The sequence below is a fragment of the Bradyrhizobium sp. Pha-3 genome (assembly GCF_042258325.1).
GTDB lineage: Bacteria > Pseudomonadota > Alphaproteobacteria > Rhizobiales > Xanthobacteraceae > Bradyrhizobium > Bradyrhizobium elkanii.
In genome coordinates, this window is the sequence record NZ_CP170151.1 from 6,358,373 (window position 1) to 6,372,262 (window position 13,890).

At 60.8% G+C, this 13,890-nt stretch carries 12 protein-coding genes and 4 pseudogenes; 10 read left to right on the plus strand and 6 right to left on the minus strand.

From position 1 onward, the window contains the following. Positions 1-858, minus strand: a complete 858-nt coding sequence (locus ACE10X_RS30230) for a glucose 1-dehydrogenase (RefSeq protein WP_038387012.1) — start codon at positions 856-858, stop codon at positions 1-3. An 11-nt stretch (positions 859-869) separates the two neighbouring features. Then, complete coding sequence (locus ACE10X_RS30235) at positions 870-1,166, minus strand: hypothetical protein (RefSeq protein WP_038387013.1); 297 nt, start codon at positions 1,164-1,166, stop codon at positions 870-872. A gap of 216 nt (positions 1,167-1,382) precedes the next feature. Here ACE10X_RS30235 and ACE10X_RS30240 point away from each other — a divergent pair. The 3 genes and pseudogenes from ACE10X_RS30240 to ACE10X_RS30250 all read left to right on the plus strand — a co-directional run bounded on the left by ACE10X_RS30240 (position 1,383) and on the right by ACE10X_RS30250 (position 2,855). Further along, positions 1,383-1,928, plus strand: a pseudogene (locus tag ACE10X_RS30240) (cysteine hydrolase family protein). Between the two features lie 75 nt (positions 1,929-2,003). Further along, a complete protein-coding gene (locus tag ACE10X_RS30245) occupies positions 2,004-2,507 on the plus strand; it encodes a ferritin-like domain-containing protein (protein WP_038387014.1) in 504 nt (167 codons plus the stop codon). 90 nt (positions 2,508-2,597) lie between these two features. Further along, positions 2,598-2,855 (plus strand): SemiSWEET family sugar transporter, encoded by a 258-nt coding sequence (locus ACE10X_RS30250; RefSeq protein WP_038387028.1) that lies wholly within the window; start codon positions 2,598-2,600, stop codon positions 2,853-2,855. 349 nt (positions 2,856-3,204) lie between these two features. Here ACE10X_RS30250 and ACE10X_RS30255 read toward each other — a convergent pair. After that, positions 3,205-5,723: pseudogene (locus ACE10X_RS30255) on the minus strand (excinuclease ABC subunit A). A gap of 273 nt (positions 5,724-5,996) precedes the next feature. On the opposite strand from ACE10X_RS30255, the pseudogene ACE10X_RS30260 reads away from it, so the two are divergent. Together ACE10X_RS30260 and ACE10X_RS30265 are read left to right on the plus strand one after the other, a co-directional pair. Then, positions 5,997-6,194 (plus strand): annotated as a pseudogene (locus ACE10X_RS30260) (DNA polymerase/3'-5' exonuclease PolX); the annotation flags it as partial. An 11-nt stretch (positions 6,195-6,205) separates the two neighbouring features. Further along, positions 6,206-6,748: an MOSC domain-containing protein gene (locus ACE10X_RS30265; RefSeq protein ID WP_038387022.1), complete on the plus strand. Its 543-nt coding sequence runs from the start codon at positions 6,206-6,208 to the stop codon at positions 6,746-6,748. A 17-nt stretch (positions 6,749-6,765) separates the two neighbouring features. Here the strand turns inward: ACE10X_RS30265 and ACE10X_RS30270 are convergent. After that, a pseudogene (locus ACE10X_RS30270) lies at positions 6,766-7,234 on the minus strand (metallophosphoesterase family protein). Positions 7,235-7,705: 471 nt separating this feature from the next. Here ACE10X_RS30270 and ACE10X_RS30275 point away from each other — a divergent pair. Beyond that, complete coding sequence (locus tag ACE10X_RS30275) at positions 7,706-8,221, plus strand: ferritin-like domain-containing protein (RefSeq protein ID WP_038387023.1); 516 nt, start codon at positions 7,706-7,708, stop codon at positions 8,219-8,221. 77 nt (positions 8,222-8,298) lie between these two features. Beyond that, positions 8,299-8,814, plus strand: a complete 516-nt coding sequence (locus ACE10X_RS30280; RefSeq protein WP_038387024.1) for an inorganic diphosphatase — start codon at positions 8,299-8,301, stop codon at positions 8,812-8,814. 23 nt (positions 8,815-8,837) lie between these two features. Here ACE10X_RS30280 and ACE10X_RS30285 read toward each other — a convergent pair whose 3' ends face one another. After that, positions 8,838-10,193 carry a carbohydrate porin gene (locus tag ACE10X_RS30285; protein WP_038387025.1) on the minus strand — a complete coding sequence of 452 codons (1,356 nt, stop codon included), beginning with the start codon at positions 10,191-10,193 and terminating at the stop codon, positions 8,838-8,840. A 648-nt stretch (positions 10,194-10,841) separates the two neighbouring features. Here ACE10X_RS30285 and ACE10X_RS30290 point away from each other — a divergent pair. From ACE10X_RS30290 to tnpB, 3 genes are all read left to right on the plus strand, one after another. After that, on the plus strand, positions 10,842-12,137 hold the full coding sequence (locus tag ACE10X_RS30290; RefSeq protein ID WP_051003180.1) for an Nramp family divalent metal transporter: 1,296 nt from the start codon (positions 10,842-10,844) through the stop codon (positions 12,135-12,137). 370 nt (positions 12,138-12,507) lie between these two features. Beyond that, positions 12,508-12,909 carry a transposase gene (locus ACE10X_RS30295; protein ID WP_209910630.1) on the plus strand — a complete coding sequence of 134 codons (402 nt, stop codon included), beginning with the start codon at positions 12,508-12,510 and terminating at the stop codon, positions 12,907-12,909. 50 nt (positions 12,910-12,959) lie between these two features. Next, on the plus strand, positions 12,960-13,403 hold the full coding sequence (gene tnpB, locus ACE10X_RS30300) for an IS66 family insertion sequence element accessory protein TnpB (protein ID WP_369529440.1): 444 nt from the start codon (positions 12,960-12,962) through the stop codon (positions 13,401-13,403). Here tnpB and ACE10X_RS30305 read toward each other — a convergent pair. Beyond that, positions 13,360-13,749, minus strand: a complete 390-nt coding sequence (locus tag ACE10X_RS30305; protein ID WP_038387026.1) for a PRC-barrel domain-containing protein — start codon at positions 13,747-13,749, stop codon at positions 13,360-13,362. The two genes, tnpB and ACE10X_RS30305, sit on opposite strands and share 44 nt — an antisense overlap. Between the last annotated feature and the right edge of the window lie 141 nt (positions 13,750-13,890).

Here is a 13,890-nt window from a genome sequence, read left to right on the forward strand (position 1 = left end):
TCAGATGAAAGGCTTGCCCCCTGTGACCGCGACGGTCGTCCCCGACGTGTAGCTTGAGAGCGGGTCAGCCAGCATCACATAGGCCGTGGCAAGCTCCGCCGGTTGACCGGCGCGCTTCAGCGGCACCTGCTTGCCAAAGTTCTTCACCGCGTCGTCCGGCATCGTCGACGGGATGAGGGGCGTCCAGATCGGGCCCGGCGCCACGGCGTTCACGCGTATGCCTCTCTCGGCCAGCATCTGAGCCAGACCGCCGGTGAAATTCTGAATGGCGCCCTTCGTCGTGGCGTAGGCCAGCAGAATGGGGTTCGGCATGTCGGAGTTGACCGAAGCCGTATTGATGATGGCGCCGCCTGGCTTCATGTGCGGCACAGCCGCCTTCGCAAGGAAGAACATCGCGTGAATGTTGATCTCGAAGGTCATGCGCCATTCCTCGTCGCTGATGTCGCCGATGTCGGCGAAAGTCGCCTGGTGCGCGGCGTTGTTGACGAGGATGTCGACGCCGCCGAGGTCCCGTACGGCACGATCGACCACGGCGCGGCAATGGTCGGCCGAGCGCAAGTCGCCATCGACCAGGATGGCTTTGCGGCCCTCCTTCTCGACGAGCGCTGCGACTTCCTTGGCGTCATCGGTCTCGTCGAGGTAAGCGATCAGGACGTCGGCGCCCTCGCGGGCGAACGCGATTGTGATCGCGCGCCCGATGCCGCTATCGCCGCCAGTGATGATGGCACGTTTGCCTTGGAGTCGTCCCGATCCCTTATAGCTGGCTTCTCCGTGATCTGGACGCGGATCCATCTTCGCGGTCGTGCCCGGCATCGGCTGGTGCTGATTGGGAAAGGGGGGCTTGGGATAATCTGGCATGGGCCGACGCCTTAGTTCGTCCGGACGAGCTTGGCGCCGGCGCCCTTCAGAGCGTCGGCAACGCGCATCAGGTCGCCCTCGTGAAAGTCGACCGACGCCTCGATCGGACCTTTGAGCATTCCGCCCTGCTTCGGCATCGGGGCCGCCTTCGCGTCGGCGCCGGCCCGACGGTCGCCGGTAGATTTGGCAGCGCCTGCGGGCTGCACGAAGACATCTCCCCCCGGAACGCGGCACTCCTGCACGACGTGCTCGACCGCGAGCTCCGCCGCTCGCCGGGTATGGAATTCTGCGATGACGGTGCTTTCCATTCGAACTCCTTTCGGCAGGCGACTGCCGTCAACCGATCGCAGACGTGACAGTTCCTATATCCCGCCGCCTCCGCCGGCCCAGCAGCCAAGGAACGGCGCAGGGATCCGCTCGTTGCATTCGAAAACTCCGCCCGAATGCCGAGACTGACCGGATAATGACGGAAAAAGATCTACTGTGGACCGCCCGGGGACAACGCGATCCACCTCTGCGTCGACATGCAGCGAATGTTCACCGAGGACACGGAGTGGAGGACGCCATGGTTCGAGCGTGCTGCCCAACATCGTGGCCGTCACGGCAAGACGGCCCGAGCGGACGGTTTTCACCCGCTTCGTCCCGGCCCGAACGGCCAGCCAACGTGCGGGCATGTGGCGGCGGTATTATGAGCGCTGGAGCTCGATGACGGTCGAGCGCCTTGGCTCGGATATGGTGGATCTCGTCCCCGAGCTCGCGCACTTCTTCCTCCTGCGCGGATCTGCGACAAGCGCGTCTACTCGCCTTGGACAGGATCGGACCTCCATCTGCGGCTGCGGGAGAAATCGGTCGACACCATCGTGATCACGGGCGCCGAAACGGAGGTCTGCGTGCTCGCCACCGCACTCGGCGCGATCGACTGGGGTTTCCGCGTCATCCTTGTGACGGACGCCCTATGCAGTTCCGCGGACGAGACCCATGACGCGATGATGGCTGTCTACCTGAACCGGTTCGGCGAGCAGGTCGAGTGCGTGACGACCGAAACGTTGTTGGCTGCGTGGCTCGCTTAGCCATCGCCGGCCAGTTAGGAACGCTTCCTATTTGTCGTCGTTTGCCGTGCGGCAATTCAATAATGGGAGACATCCATGGGTTTCTTCACCAAGGACATCAAGACGCTGAACGACCTCTTCGTGCACACCCTGCAGGACATCTATTACGCCGAACAGCAGATTGCGAAGAATCTGCCGGATATGATCGAGAAGGCGAGCGACCAATCCTTGAAGAAGGGTTTCGAGACTCACCTCGCGGAGACCAAGAAGCAGATCACTCGGCTCGAAAAGGTCTTCAAGATGCACGGCGCCGAGGCCAAGGGCGTGGACTGCCCCGCGATTGACGGCATCCTCGAGGAAGCCAACGACGTAGCCGGCGACGTGGAGGACACGACGGTTCTCGACGCCGCCCTCATCGCAGCCGCGCAGGCCGTCGAGCACTACGAGATCACGCGCTACGGCTCGCTGATCGCGTGGGCGAAGAAGCTCGGGCGCGACGACTGCGCCTCCATTCTCCAGGAAAACCTCGACGAGGAGAAGGCAACGGACAAGAAGCTCAGCGACATGGCCGTCAACAGCGTGAACCAGCGCGCCGCATGATACTCGCTAATGCGAATGCCGGCTGCCGACAGAGGCGGCCGGCAGCCTTAGAGATCCAACGCCGGCGTGCCGGAACGCCGGTACACCGTGATGGGTGAACTCGCATCGTACGTCGGCGGCATCGCGGCCGTCCTGGCGTCGCTGTCCTACCTTCCGCAGGTTCGGAAAGCCTGGCCGCGCGGATCAACGCAAGATCTCTCTCTGGGCATGCTCGCGGCGCTTACTCTCGGCCTCTCGCTGTGGGTGGTCTACGGCCTGCTACGCTACGACTGGGTCGTCGTCGGCGCGAATGCCATCGGGGCCACCCTAGCCGCCATCGTGCTGGGTTGCAAAATCCGTGACCTCTAACCTAGATGCCTAGGCCGATCGACGGCATCACCACCTTCGGAGACCGCTTTGCTCAACTCCGTCGCCGCGGAGAGGCCGTGAGAGTCTCGGCACAGGCTACGCGCTGCGCGGCCAGTCCGACTGCCGCAATTCCGGGTCGCTCTCTCCGAAGAGCAGGCTTTCAAGAAGCGCTTTCAGATCGCGCGCCACGGCGAAAGAGCCGGCCGAAGCGGTACGGATAGTCCGTCAAGAACATGATGCGGTCGGTGCCGAGCACGTCGATGGCCCAACGCAGGTATCTCTTGCTTCCATGCCGCTCGGCGTCGCCGTGACGTTGCTTTGGAAGTATTCGGCGCTGGTCCTCTTGAGGCTAAAGTGCCTTCGCCAAATAGGTCGCTGTGCGGCTTCCGGAGGCGGCAACCTGCTTCGACGGCCCTGACGCCACGATACGGCCACCCTCATCGCCTGCTCCGGGCCCCACATCGAGGATCCAGTCGCTGTTCGCGGCGACCGACATGTCGTGTTCGACCAGGATCACGGTGTTGCCGGCGTCGACGAGGCCTTGAAGCTGCCTGCTCAACCTCCGAACGTCGGATGGGTGCAGGCCGGTCGTTGGTTCGTCGAGAACGTAGAGCGTCCCGCCGCGCTGCGCCCGCTGCAACTCAGTCGCAAGCTTGACGCGCTGCGCCTCACCTCCAGAGAGCTGGGTCGCCGACTGACCGAGCCTGATGTAGCCCAATCCCACCTCTCGGAGCACGCCCAGCGACCGGGAAAGCATTTCGTTTTCTCCGAAGAACGCGAATGCCACGTCGACCGTCATCGCCAGAACTTCAGCGATCGATTTGTCGCGAATTTTGATCTCGAGCGTCTTCGCGTTATAGCGAGAGCCCTTGCAGGTCGGGCACGGCGTGTAGACGCTCGGAAGGAAAAGAAGTTCGACGCAAACATATCCCTCACCCTCGCACGTCTCGCAGCGGCCTTTGGCGACGTTGAACGAGAACCGGCCGGCGTCGTATCGCCTGGCGCGTGCCTGCTTCGTCGCGGCGAATAGCTTGCGCACGTGATCGAGCAATCCGGTGTAGGTCGCCAGATTGGACCGCGGTGTTCGTCCGATCGGCTTCTGGTCGACAACGACGAGTCGCTTGACCCTATCGAGACCTTCGGCGATCTCGCCGCCCAGCGTGCGCACCCGCTCCTCGAGTTCGCCTTCGTCCGGATCCGCCTCCCGGCGTTGACCAAGCCGCTCGGCAACGGCCTCGACGAGAAACTGGCTGACCAGAGTGGACTTGCCCGAGCCCGAGACGCCGGTCACGCAGGTGAGGACGCCGAGAGGGAGATCGGCATCCAGGCCGCCGAGGTTGTTGCGCGTGACTCCCCGCAGCTTCAGCCAGCCAATCGGGTCGCGAACCTTTCGTGTCGGCTCAGCGGTTTCGCCGAAAAGGAAGGGCCGCGTCTGCGATGATTTCACTTCGGCCAAGCCCGCAAGTCGTCCGCTGTAGAGTATCTTACCGCCCTGCTCTCCGCGGCGGGCCCGACATCAACGATCCAGTCGGCCTGGCGCACCACGTCGAGCTCGTGTTCGACAACGAAGAGCGAGTTGCCCGAGGCTTTCAGACGCTCCAGCGCCCGCAGCAACGCTTCGGTGGCCGTCGGGTGCAGACCGGCCGATGGTTCGTCCAACACGTAGACGACGCCGAACAGGTTTGATCTGACCTGCGTCGCGAGACGAAGCCGCTGCAGTTCGCCCGGAGACAAGGTCGGCGTGCTTCGCTCGAGCGTCAGATACCCGAGGCCGAGATCCAGCAAAACCTCGAGACGCCCCGCAAGGTCTTTGACGATCCTTTGCACGACGAGCGCCTTTTCGGGATGGGACTCATTCGGCTCCGCTCGATCGATATACGGCTTGACGAGCGCGTCCAGCTTCTTCAACGGCAGGCGCGACATCTCAGCGATGTCCAGTCGGGCGAACTTGACGGAGAGAGCTTCCGGCTTGAGCCTCTTGCCCTTGCAGACCGGGCAGTCGTCGCTCGACAGAAATTGCGCCACGCGCCGCTTCATCATCGCACTCTGCGTATTGGCATACGTTTGAAGAACGTATTTGCGAGCCCCGGTGAAGGTGCCCATGTAGCTCGGTTCTTCCTTTTTCTTCAGGGCCCTGCGTGTTTCAGCGGGTGTGTATCCTGCGTAAACTGGAACGGTCGGCTGCTCCTCGGTGAAGAGGATCCAGTCGCGATCATTCTTAGGGAGTTCGCGCCACGGCCGGTCGACGTCGTAACCGAGCGTGACCAGGATGTCTCTGAGGTTCTGCCCCTGCCAGGCCGACGGCCAGGCCGCGACCGCCCGCTCACGAATGGTCAATTCGTCGTTGGGCACCAACGTCCGTTCGTCGACCCGATGGACACGCCCGATGCCGTGGCAATTGGGACAGGCGCCCTACGGCGTGTTGGGCGAGAAGGATTCCGCGTAAAGCAATGGTTGGCCGCGCGGATAGCTGCCGGCGCGTGAGTACAGCATCCTCAGCAAGTTGGACAACGTGGTGACGCTACCCACCGAGGACCTGGTCGTCGGCGATCCGCGCTGCTGCTGCAGCGCGACGGCCGGCGGCAATCCTTCGACGACGTCGACGTCGGGCACCTGCATTTGGTGAAACAGCCGACGCGCATATGGCGACACGGATTCGAGATACCGCCGCTGCGCCTCCGCATATAGGGTTCCGAACGCCAAAGAGGACTTTCCGGATCCGGAGACCCCGGTGAACACCACGAGCTCGTTGCGGGGAATGTCGAGCGAGACATCCTTGAGATTGTGCTCGCGCGCGCCTCTGACGCGAACGAAGCCGTCACGCGCCTCGGGCGGCGGTTCTTCCGGTCTTTTTACCTTGGCATCCATCCGGAAAGAAGCTCTGTCGGGGCGCAGGGTTCCGAGATTTTCAGATGCGCTTCGACAAGCCCACGCGGAGTGGATCCAAGCCACAGGCTCAGTGAGATAGCGCTTACGACAATCGGGCGCCGCACGGAACGTTTTCTATAAGCCTTCCATAGGAACGTTCCCTCTCTCCTCCCCGTTGTGTCGCGGACGAGGACCATTCTGGGATCGATGGCCGGCGAACGCGAAACTTCACGACCGACTTCGCCAGACGCGATTGGCGCCCGGCCTCTCGCGGCGGCGGGCGCGTTCGGTTGCACGTTCAGCATCAATCCCGACGCACATTCCATTCCGGAGCTCGACCACATGCACTGGGGCGTAGAGATGGCCCGCAAAGGCGGCGTCCTCGCGGACCGCGTCCTGAACGCGATGCCTCTCGCCGAAATCATGCGACACCTGAAGCGCAAGCGCCGTTTAGCGTCGCGCGCCGCCTGACGCCGGTAGCCATGGCGCTCGAAGGAATAGTCTTCGCCGTCTCGATCGACAGCAAGCACCGGTTCAGCAAAGTACCCCGACTGTCGGTGACGCTCGTCGCCGGTCATGGCATCGAGGGCGACGCGCACTATGGTCAATTCGTCAAGCATCGGTACTTGGCCCGCCGCCATCCTCGATCGCCCAATCTCCGTCAGATCCACCTTATTCCGAGCGAAACGCTCAATGCCCTGCGCGTCGCAGGCTACGATGTCGGTCCTGGTGAACTCGGCGAGAACATCACGACGACCGGTCTCGATCTCGAGACCTTTCCGCTCGACACCAGGCTCCGAATTGGCGCCTCGGCATGTATCCTTCTTACCGGCTTGCGGAGCCCATGCGTCCTGATCGATCGATTTCGACCCGGCTTGAAGAGTCGGCTCGTGAGCGACGAGCCCGGGCTGCCTTTCACGGCCGGCGTCATGGCAATCGTGACCAAAAGCGGCGACGTCTCGCCCGGCGACGCTATCCGGGTCATCCTTCCGGCGACGCCTCACCGGCTGCTTCCGCCGCTTTGATGCGTTGCCGCAGGGCGTCAGGCGGCTTCAAGATCGTGGATGAGAGGCCGGATCCCATCCGGCGTCACATCCAGCGTCGCAAGGGTGATCGGCAGCTTGAAGCGGCGCCGGCCGGCGCTTCCGGGATTCACTTTCAGAACCCCGCCGACCGTTTGTATCTTCGGTACATGGGAATGGCTCGATACGACAATGTCGATGCCCTGGGCGACGGGATCGATGGACATGGCCTCTAGGTCATGGAGCACGTAGACCGTCTTACCGGCGAGGCTCACTGTCTCGATTTCAGCGTAGTCGCGACCCCCAGTCAGCGGTGTCCTCGTTGCCGCGGATTGCGGAAATAGGCGCGATCCGGCGCAACGCCGCGATGATGCCGGGATCGCCGATGTCGCCGGCGTGGATGATGTAGTCGGCGTCGGCTAGCGCCTGCAGCGCCTTTGTTCTTAGAAGCCCGTGCGTGTCCGAGATGATGCCTATCCTAAAGAGCATTTTATACCATGAGCGAGTTGCAGGAATATTCTAACCTGTGCAGTGCATCTCGTCTCTTCGCATGCGATCTACGGCGGCCTCGGCTGGCTCTCGAGCGCCCTCGCGCTCACGTGATCGTGCACTTTTCGTTCGGCGATAGTTCGATGCAGCAGGAGCTCAATTAAGCCTCTACAGCGCAAAGCAGACGGCTTCCGAAGCCGACGACGGCCACATCGTAGTGGCTCGCCCTAGAGCTGCCCCCTTCGGCAGTATCGCGGTATCCACCAATAGCTAGAATGCTGACCATCCTAAACTCCGAGCAACAGGACAAATGTCCGCAGGTGCCCTGGTTCCTCCTGCCGCGGGAAGTGGCCTCCGCATACCGATGACCAATGCGGCGATCCGATCTATGCGGCCGAGGTGCGGCATCGGCGGCGAGGAACAAAGCCCGATCGATGCCGTTCCATCGCTTTGAACTAGAGGAGTAACGTCATGGGACTGTTCACAAAAGACATCAAAACCATGGATGATCTGCTGCTGCACGGGTTGCAGGACATTTATTATGCCGAGCAGCGGATCCTCAAGGCGTTGCCGAAAATGATCGGCAAGGCCACCAACCGGGATCTGGTCTCGGGGCTCAAGAACCATCTCGAAGAGACGAACAAGCAGGTCGAGCGCCTCGAAAAGGCCTTTGAGAAACTGGGCCAGTCGCCGAGCGGCACGCAATGCCCCGCCATCGACGGCATCATCAAGGAAGCGGATGAGACGGCCGGCGAAATCGAGGACAAGGCGGTGCTGGATGCGGCGATCGTCGCCAACGCACAGGCCGTCGAACATTACGAGATCTGCCGATATGGCACGCTGATCGCCTGGGCCGAGGCGCTCGGCCACGACGACATCGTGCGTTTTCTGAACACGAACCTGAACGAAGAAAAGGCAGCGAACACCAAGCTCAACACTGTGGCGTTGCGCAAGGGCGTCAATAAAAAGGCTTCCACCGCCGCCTGATCGCCAGCGCCGGATCTGGCGAATGATTTCGCCAGACCGGCTCCCGCCCGATGCCTAATGAGTAGTTGACTGTCGCTATGACCAATCTGACAAAATTGCCGAGCTGGGCTGACAAAGACAATATCTTTGCTGTTGTCGAAACGCCGCGCGGCAGTTCGTGCAAACTCGATTTCGATCCAAAGCTCGGCATTTTTGCCTTGGCGAAGCCCCTTATGGCGGGCCTGACCTATCCTTACGATTGGGGTTTCATTCCGTCGACCAAGGCCGAGGACGGCGATCCGCTAGATGTTCTGATCCTGCACGACGCACAGACTTATCCGGGCGTCGTGCTGCGCTGTCGTCCGGTTGGAATTCTCGAAGTCGAGCAGAAGAAAAAGGGCAAGACGGAACGAAACGACCGCATTTTTGCGGTCCCTGATCGGTCGCCGCTCGAAACGAATCTCAAGGATATCCGCGATCTTCCCTCCCATGCGCGCGACGATCTCGAACAGTTCTTTCGAGCGACCAACGCGCTGGAGAACAAGGAGCTGAAGTTTCTCGGATGGCATGGTCCCAATCGAGCGACCAAGGCCATCAAACGGCTGGCCCGCTGAGCCGAGCTTATGTCCGAATCGAACTAGAACTTCAGGGTCGTTCGTAGGCCAAGCACCGTTGCATTATGAAGAACCCTGCCGGGCACAGCACTTGACGGGCTGGTGGCACCTCCGCCCGGATGGAGGATATATTGAAAATTGGGCTGCAACGTCCACCCGTCCCTGATCTGGTATTGGTACACGGCGGTCAGGAGTCCTTCGAAACTTCGCATCGGCCAATTCGGATTAACGAGCGCACGATAATCGGCATCCAGCGCTTGTGCTCGTTTCGACACATGCGCGTAGCCGGCCGCAATGCCGAACTTGTCGTCGGGACGCTGGTCGCTGAGTCCAATGAATTCGATGCCGCTGTCCGCATAGAGATCGATGAGATTGCGGTCGGCGGGCGCGCCCGAGACGCGCGTAAAAATCCCGATGCCTCGATCATCGCTCTTCGGGACGCGATAGATCTTCCGCTCGAAGACCATCCAGCCGCCGATATCGCCGGATAGGAGCAAGGGTTCGCCGCTACTGGTTGGCGACGCGAGCGAAACACCATTGGAGTCTAGTCTCTGATCGGCGAAAGACCCAAAATGCCGCCAGCCGCCCAACTTGATTTGGCCAGCCGGGTTCGGATCGCCCTTCTTGTTGTTCCAGGCATATTGGATCTGCCCGAGCAGCAAGGGCGGATCATTGACGCGAAAGTTGACGCCATAGCGGTTGCGCTCTTGCGGATCGCCTAGGCCGGGGCCGGCCTGGTCGCCGTCGAATAAGCCGCCAAGAACAGATAACTGCTCGGTGACGTTGACAAGAAGCCGGGCGCCCATCGCAGCCAAGGGGGGCGATGGTCCGCCGCTCGGCAGATCAAGTGAGGTGATGGCGGGCCAGCCCATTGAGGCGTTTGTCAGCACGTCAGTGTATCTGGTGTTGAAGAACTCGCTGTCAGCGGCAAGCTGACCGGCCTTCAGCGAGATTTTCTTATCGCCCCACTGTTTTTCGAAATAGGCCTCATAGAGACGCGTGGATGGCAAAGCCTCGATGCCACTGACCACGAAATAATTCTGCAGACTGCCGCGCGATAATCCGCCGCCATGGATCTGGAACATGTTGGCGTGAAATGTCAGTTGATCGAGACCGGCGAGCTTCTGCAGGTCCAAATCAACGGCGAGATTGAGGCGCCCTTCATACACAGATCCTTGTTTCAGTCCGCCAGAGGGATTGCCTAGCACTTCGCCGATATAGGTGGCTGCGAATTTGACGCCGTATTTTTGTAAGGGATTGGGAAGGAGACCGAGCGTTTTTTCCTCTACGGTGCTTTCGCCCGTGTCCGGATCGGCTGGTTTGTCATCGTCAGTCTTCTTGTCCTCCTGGGCGCCCGCTGTCCCGGCCGCAAGCAGCATGGCAGCGAAAAGCAAACGACCAAGACGCTTTTTGGCATGGCTCACAGTTTTCGATCCTGCTCGGCGTGATGCAAGCATATCGGGCCATGTGATTGCTCGGAATTCAAGCCCGTTGATGGAGTTCGTCTTGCAGAGTCTAACTCGTGTTAATCTAGACTGCGGAACACGCGTGCGCTCGGTAACCCACCAACTTGCCAGAATAAGGGCAACGGGCGCCACCTCGATCTGCAAGCTGAACCGTTTAGTGGGAGATCGATTAAAGCATCAGGACTTTAATCGAACGAACTGTAGATCGCGTCTTCGGCGAGGATCACGCGGTAACCGATAGAGTCACCCCGTCTCCAATCGATTGCCTCGAAAACCGTTCCCGGCGAGGAACTGCGCGCCGGACGGACGCGTTGGGAAGCCGGGACAGACGATGGAGGAGAAAGCCATGGGCTTTGGACGAGGTGCCTTGTTGTGGCTGCTGGGCGTACCGCTGCCGATCATTCTGCTGCTGGCGATCTTCTGGCACCATTAGGCCAGTGAGCCGCGGCTCACGCGGTGCAGTCGTGCCGCATCGCTTTGAACCCTGACCGGTGAAGCCCTCATGGCTTCCTAACGTGGCGAGCGGGATGCGCCGCGGACAGCCCCCATTCCGAGGAGCACATGGCTAGGCCCGACGCCAAAAGGCCAGATCGAGGTACGGGCCTTCTCAAACGGCTTGGACCCGGCCTCATCACGGGCGCGTCGGACGATGATCCTTCTGGTATCGGCACTTACAGCCAGGCGGGCGCGCAACTTGGTTTTGGCATCGGCTGGACGATGCTCTTGAGCTATCCTCTGATGGTGGCGATCCAGGAGATTTCAGGCCGGATCGGCCGGGTGACCGGCCACGGCATCGCCGGCAATGTCTGTCGCAATTATCCCGGCTGGGTCATCTGGTCGCTGATAAGTCTTCTCTTTATCGCCAACACGATCAATGTCGCGGCCGATCTTGGAGCCATGGCGGATGCGGCAAAACTGGTGATCGGCGGATCGGCAATCGTCTACGTCGTTGCCTTTGCAGTCATCTCGGTCTTGGCGCAGATTTTCATTGCCTACAAACGGTATGTGGCGCTCCTCAAATGGCTGACTTTAGTGCTGTTTGCCTATGTCATCGCTCTGGCGGTTGTCAAAGTACCCTGGGCTGATGCGCTCAAGGGATTGTTCGTGCCGAAGATCGAATGGAGCGGCACCTTTCTGACGACGCTTGTTGCCATTCTCGGAACCACCATCTCGCCTTACCTTTTCATCTGGCAATCCTCGCAAGAGGCGGAGGAGCAGCGCATTCATCCTGACAAGAAGCCCCTCAAGGAGGACACGGGTTCCCACGAGCGCGAATTCTGGCGCATTCGCATCGATACGATGATCGGCATGGCCTTTTCGAACCTTATTGCGATCGCCATCATCATTACGACGGCAGCCACCTTGCACCAGCAGGGGGTGACCGATGTGCAATCATCGGCGCAGGCCGCTGCGGCGTTGAAGCCGATTGCGGGCCCGCTTGCTGAACTTATTTTTGCGCTCGGCATCATAGGCACGGGCTTGCTCGCCGTTCCGGTACTGGCCGGATCGACGGCTTATGCCATAGGCGAAGGCCGCAAATGGCCGGTCGGTCTTGCCCGCAAGCCGAAGCAGGCGGTCGCCTTCTATGTGGTGCTTGCCCTCTCCGTCGGCCTTGGGGTGGCGCTCAATTTCACGCCGATCGATCCGATCAAGGCGCTTTACTGGAGCGCGGTCATCAACGGGGTTCTGGCGGCACCGGTGATGACCATGCTTATGCTGCTCGTCAAACGGCGCGATGTGATGGGTAGGCTCGTTGTCGAAGGCTGGCTGTACTGGCTCGGCTGGGCATCGACGGCCGCGATGGGCCTCTGCATCGTCGGCATGACGGTCAGTATGCTGATGCCCGGATCATCCTAGGAATGGCGGGAGGCGTGGTGGATACGCATTGCGCTTTCTGATTGAGGGCTTGGTCTCTCCCTGTTCGCTATCCTCGGTGACGTGCTGCGACCCAAGAGTTTAGCTGGAATGTTTGGCGCTAGCCCTCGGTCGCGCTCGCAACGCTCGGCCTCGCTTTCTACAAGCATGGCGGCGACTATGTTGCAATCGAAGGACGCGCGATGATCCTCGGCTCGATCCCGCTCGCGGCCTGCAGTGTTGTTGTCTGTCAGTTGCTGATGCGGGCCGACTGGTCGGCGCTGAGGTACGCATCCGACGGGGGCCGTCTTGCGTGACGGATGGTAATTCGCGAAGCGTGTGGCCTTAAGTCTAGCTTTAAGGTCATCAGGCGATGCGGGTCGAGGTTTTGGGCGGGCTGGAGCGGCGGCGGCGCTGGTCGCAGGACGACAAGGCACGGATTGTCGAGGAGACGTTGGCGCCGGGCGCGAAGGTGACTGAGGTTGCGCGTCGCAACGGAGTAGCGGCCAGCCTGGTATTTACCTGGCGTCGACAAGCACGGACATCGGAACAAGTTGCACCATCTTTTACGCCGGTGCAGATCGCCGCCGTAGCGGCATCGGCTGAGGAAACTCCGAAGCTTTTGCCTACGGTTGATGGCCGAGTTCGCTCCGTAGCAGCCGCGCGTACTGGATTGATAGAGATCGATCTTGGCAACCGACGGTGCATCCGGGTGGATGCGCACGTCGATCCGGAGGCTCTGGCGCGGGTCCTCGATGTGCTTGGACGCCGATGATTGCTATACCGGGGAATGTGCGAGTGTGGCTCGCGACAGGCTACACAGATATGCGCAGAGGCTTTCCGTCGCTGGCACTCCAAGTGCAGGAGGTGCTGCACAAAGACCCGCTCAGCGGTCATCTGTTCGTCTTCCGCGGTCGCCGCAGCGATTTTGTGAAGGCGATCTGGCACGATGGCCAGGGAGCCTGCTTGTTCACAAAAAGACTCGAGAGAGGAAAGTTCATCTGGCCATCGGTTGCCGGTGAATCGGTAACGATTTCGCCGGCGCAGTTGAGCTATCTGTTGTCCGGGATCGATTGGCGTAACCCTCAAGAAACCCATCGGCCGACGCGGGTCCCCGAGCGGGCCTTTTTTGCGGAGCGTTCGCCAAGGCGAGGCGTGAACCCACCCCCGCCTTCAAGTTTAAGAAATCACAGACTGGTCGACCGGATGCTCGATTGCTTCTCGCTTACTTCTCGGGAACCCAAGTCGTGCTGGCCTTATCGTATTTGAAGCCCGGCGCGGCTTTCAAACCATCCTTCGTTTCGTCCAACGTGAGCCACCACTTGTCATCCTTCTTTTCGGTCCTGACCGCAGTGAACGGCACAATCACGTCCTTCTCGCCGGCCCCCAAGAATCCACCGACGCCGATGACAAACCCGGTCACCTTGCCGGATTTATCGACCAACACGTCGTCGATCGTGCCGATCTTGGACTCCTTAGGATCGTAAATGTTCTGCTTGTAGTAGTTGGTCACCGTCCAACTTTCAGGCGGAGCAGCCGTCATCGTGTCCGCGGCGAAAGCGGCTGAACCAGATGCGATGATCGCGGATGCTGCCAGGATAGTCCTTAGCTTCATGTTCTCTTCTCCGATAAGCCCTGAGACGGGCTCCGGAAACGACAGGCGCGATAGGCATTCGCAGGACCGGGCTGAGCGAGACTTCGTTCGCTCATCAACGGTGACGAGAGGTCAGCCGGATAGCTTAAGCGCAGCCGGGAG

Excerpts from the sequence above, each read along its gene's own strand:
- ACE10X_RS30290 (WP_051003180.1), top strand. The coding sequence starts at position 10,842 with ATGGCTAGGCCCGACGCCAAAAGGCCAGATCGAGGTACGGGCCTTCTC.
- ACE10X_RS30295 (WP_209910630.1), top strand. The coding sequence starts at position 12,508 with ATGCGGGTCGAGGTTTTGGGCGGGCTGGAGCGGCGGCGGCGCTGGTCG.
- tnpB (WP_369529440.1), top strand. The coding sequence starts at position 12,960 with ATGCGCAGAGGCTTTCCGTCGCTGGCACTCCAAGTGCAGGAGGTGCTG.
- ACE10X_RS30280 (WP_038387024.1), top strand. The coding sequence starts at position 8,299 with ATGACCAATCTGACAAAATTGCCGAGCTGGGCTGACAAAGACAATATC.
- ACE10X_RS30235 (WP_038387013.1), bottom strand. The coding sequence starts at position 1,166 with ATGGAAAGCACCGTCATCGCAGAATTCCATACCCGGCGAGCGGCGGAG.
- ACE10X_RS30250 (WP_038387028.1), top strand. The coding sequence starts at position 2,598 with ATGGGTGAACTCGCATCGTACGTCGGCGGCATCGCGGCCGTCCTGGCG.
- ACE10X_RS30305 (WP_038387026.1), bottom strand. The coding sequence starts at position 13,749 with ATGAAGCTAAGGACTATCCTGGCAGCATCCGCGATCATCGCATCTGGT.
- ACE10X_RS30230 (WP_038387012.1), bottom strand. The coding sequence starts at position 858 with ATGCCAGATTATCCCAAGCCCCCCTTTCCCAATCAGCACCAGCCGATG.
- ACE10X_RS30265 (WP_038387022.1), top strand. The coding sequence starts at position 6,206 with ATGGCGCTCGAAGGAATAGTCTTCGCCGTCTCGATCGACAGCAAGCAC.
- ACE10X_RS30285 (WP_038387025.1), bottom strand. The coding sequence starts at position 10,193 with ATGCTGCTTGCGGCCGGGACAGCGGGCGCCCAGGAGGACAAGAAGACT.
- ACE10X_RS30245 (WP_038387014.1), top strand. The coding sequence starts at position 2,004 with ATGGGTTTCTTCACCAAGGACATCAAGACGCTGAACGACCTCTTCGTG.
- ACE10X_RS30275 (WP_038387023.1), top strand. The coding sequence starts at position 7,706 with ATGGGACTGTTCACAAAAGACATCAAAACCATGGATGATCTGCTGCTG.